Annotated in this window: 7 protein-coding genes; 3 read left to right on the plus strand and 4 right to left on the minus strand. The window is 72.3% G+C overall.

Going from position 1 to position 7,094, the window contains the following annotated elements; all coding sequences use genetic code 11:
• Window positions 1–75 precede the first annotated feature (75 nt).
• Genes COGEMETH_RS11340 through msuE form a run of 4 tightly spaced genes read right to left on the minus strand, consistent with a single transcriptional unit; the run spans window position 76 to window position 3,297 of the window.
• Entirely contained in the window at window positions 76–915 is an 840-nt protein-coding gene (locus tag COGEMETH_RS11340) for an ATP-binding cassette domain-containing protein (RefSeq protein ID WP_238182671.1), read from the minus strand.
• Window positions 915–1,739 (minus strand): ABC transporter permease subunit, encoded by an 825-nt coding sequence (locus COGEMETH_RS11345; protein ID WP_238182672.1) that lies wholly within the window; start codon window positions 1,737–1,739, stop codon window positions 915–917. The genes COGEMETH_RS11340 and COGEMETH_RS11345 overlap by 1 nt, the downstream gene beginning before the upstream one ends.
• An 8-nt stretch (window positions 1,740–1,747) precedes the next feature.
• Window positions 1,748–2,701 carry an aliphatic sulfonate ABC transporter substrate-binding protein gene (locus tag COGEMETH_RS11350; protein WP_238182673.1) on the minus strand — a complete coding sequence of 318 codons (954 nt, stop codon included), beginning with the start codon at window positions 2,699–2,701 and terminating at the stop codon, window positions 1,748–1,750.
• Between the two features lie 8 nt (window positions 2,702–2,709).
• Window positions 2,710–3,297, minus strand: coding sequence for an FMN reductase (gene msuE, locus COGEMETH_RS11355; RefSeq protein ID WP_238182674.1), 588 nt, complete (start codon window positions 3,295–3,297; stop codon window positions 2,710–2,712).
• Between the two features lie 628 nt (window positions 3,298–3,925).
• On the opposite strand from msuE, the gene sfnG reads away from it, so the two are divergent.
• The 3 genes from sfnG to COGEMETH_RS11370 all read left to right on the plus strand — a co-directional run.
• Complete coding sequence (gene sfnG, locus COGEMETH_RS11360; RefSeq protein ID WP_238182675.1) at window positions 3,926–5,050, plus strand: dimethylsulfone monooxygenase SfnG; 1,125 nt, start codon at window positions 3,926–3,928, stop codon at window positions 5,048–5,050.
• 47 nt (window positions 5,051–5,097) lie between these two features.
• Window positions 5,098–6,357 carry an SfnB family sulfur acquisition oxidoreductase gene (locus tag COGEMETH_RS11365; protein ID WP_238182676.1) on the plus strand — a complete coding sequence of 420 codons (1,260 nt, stop codon included), beginning with the start codon at window positions 5,098–5,100 and terminating at the stop codon, window positions 6,355–6,357.
• Between the two features lie 92 nt (window positions 6,358–6,449).
• On the plus strand, window positions 6,450–7,094 hold a 645-nt coding region (locus tag COGEMETH_RS11370), incomplete at its 3' end, for a primosomal protein N' family DNA-binding protein (protein ID WP_507762996.1).

Consider the following 7,094-nt stretch of genomic DNA (forward strand, 5'->3'; position numbering starts at 1 on the left):
CGCCATGGGTCGGCAGGAACCAGAGGACGTCGGTCTTCCCGTCGTTCGATGCGGTCATGGTGGTCTCCGTATGGCTCAGGCGGCGGCGGGCTCGCCGAGCAGGTGTTCGAGGATGCGGCCTTCGAGACGGGCGAGGTCCGGGTCGCCGCGCCGCCGCGGCCGGGGCACGTCGACCCGCACGTCGAGGGCGATGCGGCCCTCGTCGACCACGAGGATGCGGTCGGCCATCGCCACCGCCTCGCCCACGTCGTGGGTCACGAGCAGCGCGGTGAAGCCCTGCGCCTTCCAGATCCGCTCGATCAGGTCCTGCATGCCGATGCGGGTCAGGGCGTCGAGCGCCCCCAGGGGCTCGTCGAGCGCCAGCAGTCCGGGCCGGCTGACGAGGGCGCGGGCGAGCGCCACGCGCTGGCGCTGGCCGCCCGACAGGGTCGCGGGCCACTGCCCGGCCTTGTCGGTCAGCCCGACTTCGGCGAGCGCGGAGAGCGCCCGCTCCCGCCGCTCGGCCCGCGAGCCGTGGCCCGAGAGCCCGACCGCGACGTTGTCGACCACGCGGGCCCAGGGCAGCAGGCGCGGCTCCTGGAACATGATCCGCTTCGGGGACTCTGAGCGGCGCGTCGTCCCGGCCTCCTCCAGGCCGATGCGGCCGCTCGTGGGCTGCTCCAGCCCGAGGATCAGGCGCAGCAGGGTGCTCTTGCCGCAGCCGGAGCGGCCGACCACCGCCGTGAAGCCGCCGGCCGGCAGGAACAGGTCGAGGCCGGCGATGACGGCGTGCCCGTCGAAGCTCTTGTGCAGGTCGCGCACGGTGACGGCGTAGCCGCGGGCCTCGCCGGCGGCCGGCGCGGCATTGCGTGGGGCGGCCTCCGCTGCGCGGCGCAGGTCCGGCACGGAATCGGGTCGGATGGCGTCGAGCAGCATCACGCGGTCCTGTAGGCGGGGTTCCAGGCGAGGCAGACGCGCTCGAGCTGGCGGGTCAGGGCGTCGGCGAGCTTGCCGAGCAGGGCGTAGATCAGGATCGCAAGCACCACGACGTCCACGAGCATGAACTCGCGCGCCTGCATGGCCATGTAGCCGAGCCCGGAGGAGGCCGAGATCGTCTCGGCCACGATCAGGGTCAGCCACATGATGCCGAGCCCGTAGCGCAGGCCGACGAAGATCGAGGGCAGGGCGCCCGGCAGCACCACGCGGCGGAACAGCTCGGCGTTCGACATGCCGTAGACGCGGCCCATCTCGACGAGCGTCGGGTCGACCGAGCGGATGCCGTGGAGGGTGTTGGCGTAGATCGGGAAGAACACGCCCAGCGCCACCAGGAAGAGCTTGGCCTCCTCGCCGATGCCGAACCACAGGATCACGAGCGGGATCAGCGAGAGGTGGGGGACGTTGCGCACCATCTGCACGGAGGTGTCGGTGAGCCGCTCCGACAGGCGCGACAGGCCGTTGGCGAGCCCCAGGGCGAAGCCGATGCCGCCGCCGACCGCGAAGCCCGCGAGCGCCCGCAGGGTGCTGACCCAGAGGTTGGTCCAGAGTTCGCCCGTCTGCGCCGCGCTGATCCCGGCGCGTGCGACGTCGAGGGGGGCCGGCATGAACCGGTTCGAGACGAGGCCCACCGAGACCGCGGCCTGCCAGCCGGCCAGCAACAGGGCCGGCAGGAGCCAGGGGACGAGGCGCCCGGAGACGTGCAGCGCGGCGCGCCGCAGCCCGTTCCCGCTGGAGGGGAGGTGAACGAGGGTCGGAGAAGACATGACGAGGCTCAGCCGTTGCGCGCCGGGGGCGTCCAGACCGCATCCGACACGCGGATCGGTTTCGGGATCAGCCCGAGGCCGTGGAAGCGGTCGGCGATGCGCTGCTGCTCGGCGGTGACGCCCGGGTTCATCGGGCCGATGACGTAGTCGGTGCGGTCCACCGCGCGCCGCGTGGCGGGCAGCGGCACGCCGGTGCCCTTGGACAGCAGGGCCGCGACCTCGCCGCGGTTGGCCTCGCACCAGCGCGCGACGCCGCCGAGCGCGTCGAGGGCCTCGGCGATCACCGGGCCCCGGCTCTCGGCGAAGCTGCGGTTGGCCAGGAAGAAGGTATTGGGCGGGGCAACCTCGCTGGAGAGCGCCAGCACCCGCACCCCGTCGCCGCCCTCCGCGATGGCGAAATAGGGGTCCCAGATCGTCCAGGCGTCGACACTGCCGCGGGCGAAGGCTGCGGCCGCATCGGCCGGCGCCAGGGTCACGGGTTCGATGTCGGCATAGGTCAGCCCTGCCTTCTCCAGGGCCGCGACGGTGAAGTTGTGGGCGCTCGACGCCTTGGCGAAGGCCACCCGCTTGCCCTTGAGGTCGGAAAGCGTCCGGATCGGCGAGCCCTTCGGCACCAGGATGCCGGCGCCCGAGCCCCCCGCCTCCTGCGCGGCGACGTAGACGATGTTGGCGCCGGCCGCCTGGGCGAAGATCGGCGGGGAATCGCCGACCTGGCCGAGGTCGATGCCGTCGAGGCTCAAGGCCTCCAGCAGGGGCGGGCCGAACGAGAACTCGATCCAGCGCACGGAATGGCCGAGGCCGGCCAGCCGCTTCTCGATCGCCCCCTGCTGCCTGGCGACGACCAGGATGCCGTTCTTCTGGTAGCCGATGCGCAGCACGCCGGGCTCGGCGGCACGGGCGCGGACGGTCGGCAGGGAGGCGGCGGCGAGGGCCGTGGCGAGGAGGGTGCGGCGGTCGATCATGGCCTGCTTCAGCGCCCCACGGCGGCGAGCGCTGCCGGGGCCGGCCGGATGCCGGCCAGGCCGCCGCGGGTCAGGAGCGCCGAGAGTTGCCCGCCGGCCTGGGCGATCCGCTCGCGCACGCCGGGATCGGTCGGCGCGCCGTCGGTGAAGTCGGCATCCGAGCCGTAGACCGTGGTCGGGATCTGGAGGGCGCCGAAGAAGCCGAAGAGCGGCCGGAAGGCATGCTCCACCACCAGGGCGTGCCGGGGGCCGCCGCCGGTGGCGACGATGGCCACCGGCTTGTTGGCGAGCGCCGCCGGATCGATCAGGTCGAAGAGGTGCTTGAACAGGCCCGTGTAGCTGCCCTTGTAGACGGGAGAGCCCACGATCAGCGCATCCGCCCCCTCGATCGCCTCCACGATGCGGCGCGCGGGCAGCGGCAGGGCGTCCCGGCTCCAGGCCGCACCGATGCCCGAGCCGGTATCCACGAAGTCGAACAGGCGCACGTCCAGGGGCGCGCCTGCTGCGGCCTCCTGCGCCACGGCCTCCACCAGGGCGCGGGTCTTCGAGGGGCGCTGCAGGTTCGCGCTGAACCCCACGAGTCTCGGTCGTGTCATCGCAAGTCTCGTCCTGGTCTGGAGGGGCCGTTCCGGCTCGTGTCGGAGGGCGGCACCGGGCCGCCCAAGGGGCGGGCGAGGGTGCGCCGCTGTCCCCTAGAAGCTGGCCGGACGGGGTCGTCCGGTCAATGAAACGTTCTCACAAAAGAACGGGCCGTCGGAGACGATCGTCTCACGGGCGCAGTGGGACGGAGAAGCTTCGTCCGATCGCCCATCGAGACCCCTCCGCAGGCCGGATTCCGGACCCCGATCCGATCGGCGCCCGCTAGGCGGGAGACGGCGCTCTTCGCGGACCGTTCGATTTAAAGAACGATCCGAAAGATCATCGCTGCGCTGCGCCATCGGCCCTCAGGCATCGGACGGGCTCAGACCTGGCCGGGAGAAGGATCGGATGCCGGACCGGCCCGGCTGTGGAACATCCTCGCAGGGTCGAGCCGCAAAAGGCTTTCCGCTTCCTTTGACGTGGCGTGCCACTATCGAAATACTTCGCTCGACGGTGCGGGACGCAGGCGGACCGATCCCGAATACGACGCCAGCTTGGGCCTGGCGAAGCCCGACCTTTCCGATCCGACAGATAAGCGATGCGCGAAGCCGCCTGCTTCCGCATCGGCAGCCGAGGACGCGAGCCATGACCAGCCGACCGCACCACCCCGAGCCGATCCGCTTCGCCTACTGGGTGCCCAACGTCTCCGGCGGCCTGGTGATCAGCAAGATCCCGCAGCGCACGAGCTGGGACGCGGACTACAATCGCAAGCTGGCGCAGATCGCCGAGAATGCCGGCTTCGACTACGCCCTGACGCAGATCCGCTTCACGGCGGGCTACGGGGCCGAGTACCAGCACGAATCCGTGGCCTTCAGCCATGCGCTCCTGGCCGCGACCTCGCGGATCAAGGTGATCGCCGCCCTGCTGCCGGGCCCCTGGAACCCGACGCTCGCGGCCAAGCAGGTCGCGACCATCTCACAGCTCACCAACGGGCGCATCGCCGTCAACGTCGTCAGCGGCTGGTTCTCGGGGGAGTTCCGCGCCATCGGCGAGCCCTGGCTCGACCACGACGAGCGCTACCGCCGCTCGGAGGAGTTCATCCGGTCCCTGCGCGGGATCTGGACCCAGGACGACTTCAGCTTCCGCGGCGACTTCTACCGCTACACGAACTACACCCTGAAGCCGAAGCCGGCCGACCCCCTGCCGGAGATCTTCCAGGGCGGCTCGTCGCGGGCGGCGCGCGACATGGCCGCCCGCGTCTCGGACTGGTACTTCACCAACGGCAACACGCCCGAGGGCGTCCGGGCGCAGGTGGACGACATCCGGGCCAAGGCCGAGGCGAACGGGCATTCGGTCAAGGTCGGCGTCAACGCCTTCGTCATCGCCCGCGAGACGGAAGGGGAGGCCCGCGCCGTCCTCCAGGAGATCATCGACAACGCCGACCCGGAGGCGGTGAAGGCCTTCGGCCACGAGGCCAAGAACGCCGGCAAGGCCTCCCCCGAGGGCGAGGGCAACTGGGCGACATCGAGCTTCGACGACCTCGTCCAGTACAACGACGGCTTCAAGACCGACCTGATCGGCACCCCCGACCAGATCGCCGAGCGCATCCTCGCCCTCAAGGATTCCGGCGTCGACCTGGCGCTCCTGGCCTTCCTGCACTTCCAGGAGGAGGTGGCCCATTTCGGCGCCGAGGTGATCCCGCGGGTGCGCGCCCTGGAGGCTGCCCGGCAGCAGGCCGCCGCGCCGGACGAGCGGGCGGCCGCGGCCTGACCCGACGATCCGACCGAACAGAGCCGCACCGAGACCGGAGACCGTCCATGACCATCGCCGTCAGCGCGCAGGCGCTCGAATCCGCCCGGCCGACCGGGGCCGTGCCCGGCCCGTCGAGGTCCGCGGAGCCCGCCCACGTCGTGCGCGACGACGCGGAGGCGATCCGCATCGCGGAAACCTTGGCGGCGGCGTTCCGCACCGGCGCCTCGGAGCGCGACCGGACCGGCCGCCGCCCGGCCGAGGAACTCGACGCCTTCTCGCAGAGCGGGCTCTGGTCGATCAACGTGCCCAGAGCCTATGGCGGCCCGGGGCTGTCCTACCGGATTCTGGCGCGGGTCATCGCCATCGTCTCGGCGGCCGACCCCTCGATCGGCCAGATCGCGCAGAACCACCTCGGCATCGTCGCGGCCATCGACACCGTCTCGGACCCCGAGCAGAAGGCGCTGCTGTTCGGCGAGGTCCTGCGCGGCACCCGCTTCGGCAACGCCTTCTCGGAGCGGGGCACCAAGCGCGCCGCCGACTTCGAGACCCGCTTCAGCGATGCCGGCGACCACGTCGTGGTGCGGGGCCAGAAGTTCTACGCGACGGGGGCGCTCCTCGCCCACCTCGTGCCGATCGTGGCGACCGACGCGCAGGGGCGGGCGTGGTACGCCATCGCCGAGCGCGACGCGCCGGGCCTGAGCGTGATCGACGACTGGTCGAGCTTCGGCCAGCGGGGGACGGCCAGCGGCACGGTCCTGATCGAGGACGTGCGCGTGCCGAAGACCCACCTCGTCCCGGCCTGGAAGGGCTACGAGCGCCCCAGCGCCGACGGGGCAATCTTCCAGATCATCCAGGCGGCGGTGGATGCCGGCATCGCCCGCGCGGCCCTGGACGACACGATCGACTTCGTGCGCACCAAGGCCCGCCCCTGGATCGACAGTGGGCAGGACCGGGCCTCCGACGACCCCTACACCATCCGCGCGGTCGGCGACCTCACCATCCGCCTACACGCGGCCGAGGCCCTGCTGGAGCGGGCGGGGCTTTCCATCGACGCGGCGGTGGCGGCCCCCGATGCGGACAGCGTGGCGGCCGCGCAGATCGCGGTGGCCGAGGCGAAGGTGCTCACCACCGAGGTGGCGCTGGCCGCGGCCAACACCCTGTTCGAACTCGCCGGGACGCGCTCGACCCTGCAGGAGCACAACCTCGACCGGCACTGGCGCAACGCCCGCACCCACACCCTGCACGACCCGGTGCGCTGGAAATACGCGATCGTGGGCAACCACGCCCTCAACGGGGTGAACCCGCCCTTCCACGCCTGGAGCTGACGACCCGCGCGGATCGGAGGGCGCGCCGGCCGGCGGGATATGGTACGAACCCGGAACATAGGTTTCCGAGACACCCGTACCCCGAGACGCCCTTGCCCGCCGTCGCCGAGATCCTGATCCCGCTGGCGATCGACACGGCCTACAGCTACGCCGTCCCGGCCGGCCTCGAACTGGCCGCGGGCGACGTGGTCCAGGTGCCGCTCGGCCCCCGCGAGACCGTGGGCGTGGTCTGGGGCGTGTCCGAGCGGCCCGGCGGCTCGAACCTGCGCCCCGTCACCGGCCAGACCGACGCGCCCCCCCTGTCCGAGCCCCTGCGCAGGCTCGTGGACTGGATCGCCCGCTATACGCTGGCCCCCAAGGGCTCGGCGCTCGCCATGGTGCTGCGCCTGCCCGACGAGGCGGCCGCGACTGAGACCGTGCGCGTGGCCGTGCGCACCACCGGCAAGCCCCCCACCCGCGCCACGCCGGCCCGCGCCAAGGTCCTGGCGGTGGCCGGCGACGGTGCGCTCCGTGGCAAGAGCGCCCTCGCCAAGGAAGCGGAGGTGTCGCTCAGCGTGGTCGACGGGCTGCTCGACGACGGTGTCCTGGAGGCGGTGGCCCTCGCGCCGGAGCCCGTCGCCCCGATCCCCGACCCGGACCATGCCCGCGCGCCGCTCTCGGAGGCGCAGGCGGCGGCTGTGCGGGCGCTGATCGGCGCGCCCTTCCCTCCCCCCTCTGCGGGGGAGGGTGGCCCTCGC

This window comes from Methylobacterium trifolii (assembly GCF_022179685.1).
GTDB classification, from domain to species: Bacteria; Pseudomonadota; Alphaproteobacteria; order Rhizobiales; family Beijerinckiaceae; genus Methylobacterium; species Methylobacterium trifolii.

Excerpts from the sequence above, each read along its gene's own strand:
- COGEMETH_RS11340 (WP_238182671.1), bottom strand. The coding sequence starts at position 915 with ATGCTGCTCGACGCCATCCGACCCGATTCCGTGCCGGACCTGCGCCGC.
- COGEMETH_RS11345 (WP_238182672.1), bottom strand. The coding sequence starts at position 1,739 with ATGTCTTCTCCGACCCTCGTTCACCTCCCCTCCAGCGGGAACGGGCTG.
- COGEMETH_RS11350 (WP_238182673.1), bottom strand. The coding sequence starts at position 2,701 with ATGATCGACCGCCGCACCCTCCTCGCCACGGCCCTCGCCGCCGCCTCC.
- msuE (WP_238182674.1), bottom strand. The coding sequence starts at position 3,297 with ATGACACGACCGAGACTCGTGGGGTTCAGCGCGAACCTGCAGCGCCCC.
- sfnG (WP_238182675.1), top strand. The coding sequence starts at position 3,926 with ATGACCAGCCGACCGCACCACCCCGAGCCGATCCGCTTCGCCTACTGG.
- COGEMETH_RS11365 (WP_238182676.1), top strand. The coding sequence starts at position 5,098 with ATGACCATCGCCGTCAGCGCGCAGGCGCTCGAATCCGCCCGGCCGACC.